This is a genomic window from Bradyrhizobium sp. WSM2254, from assembly GCF_000472645.1.
Classification (GTDB): domain Bacteria; phylum Pseudomonadota; class Alphaproteobacteria; order Rhizobiales; family Xanthobacteraceae; genus Bradyrhizobium; species Bradyrhizobium niftali.
Genome location: NZ_AXAB01000105.1, coordinates 1 through 1,014, shown reverse-complemented (window position 1 = coordinate 1,014; position 1,014 = coordinate 1). Strand labels below are relative to the sequence as shown.

1 protein-coding gene is annotated in these 1,014 nt (G+C 42.1%); it reads left to right on the top strand.

Annotated features, from left to right (window positions below; all coding sequences use genetic code 11):
* The first annotated feature begins 160 nt into the window (after nt 1–160).
* Nucleotides 161–673: a helix-turn-helix domain-containing protein gene (locus A3M7_RS47950; protein ID WP_084302867.1), complete on the top strand. Its 513-nt coding sequence runs from the start codon at nt 161–163 to the stop codon at nt 671–673.
* Nucleotides 674–1,014 lie beyond the last annotated feature (341 nt).

The following is a 1,014-nucleotide window of genomic DNA, read 5'->3' as shown; positions in this document are numbered from 1 at the left end:
TTATGCCGTCAAAGCAGATTGTCCCGACAAGACATTTCTATGCCCCACGGGTGAACCGATGTCTATAAATTTTTGTTGGAATTCGCGCTTTGAGCGATTTTAAATTATTAATTATCTCTTGTGACGACATCGCGTTAATCAACGCAACTAAAACCGTCGTTTGGGTGCCATCAATCTCAAGATGCCCTCACTGCGTGAACGTGGCGACGATGTGTTACTGCTGGCTCAAGATTTTCTGACTTGCTATGCAAAGGAGGAAAACCGATCATTTGAAAGTTTTTCCCCTGAAGCTGAGAAAATACTAAAGCAGTATCATTGGCCTGGTAATGTGCGACAATTGCAACATGTTATTCGCCATATTGTTATCATGCACACTGGCAAGATAGTCACGCCTGAGATGATATATACTGATCTTCTTCACAGTGAGCTTGAGTCCTCACTCCCTCAGCATACCACTGACATAAGCACTCCTCCGCACCAACTTGCCCCACTCTGGCAAATAGAAAAAGAGGCGATTGAGCGTACCCTTGCCCATTGTGATGGAAATGTTAAAAAAGCGGCTGAAATATTGGAGGTGAATAAAAGCACGATTCACCGTCAATTGCAGCGTTGGAATGTCAAGACAAAAAAGGTGATGGATTTTTCATCCGATCGAGACGATCCAAAAAATTAATAGTCCCATAGAGAAGCCAAGTTTTTTTTGACAAACTTGGTTTCTAAACTTGAGTAGTTGGGTAGGTGATTTGTTGGGCTCTCTCTCGATAATCCTTTCCCAGTTGAAAAAAGCAACATAAGTTGCAATTTGCGACTAAAGTCGCAATAAACAGCTATCAAGGCAGCGTTAGTCCTACCCCAAGATTTCAGTAAATACTATATATATTTCAATCTTTTAGTAACAAATGGCTGACCATGGCATGAGTGCAAAAGGGAGAAACAAGGTCCTATCTGGGAGATGAATGGAACGACAAAGTGTCTTCCGTTAAGGTAGACGCTGGCACATTAACGGTATACCAC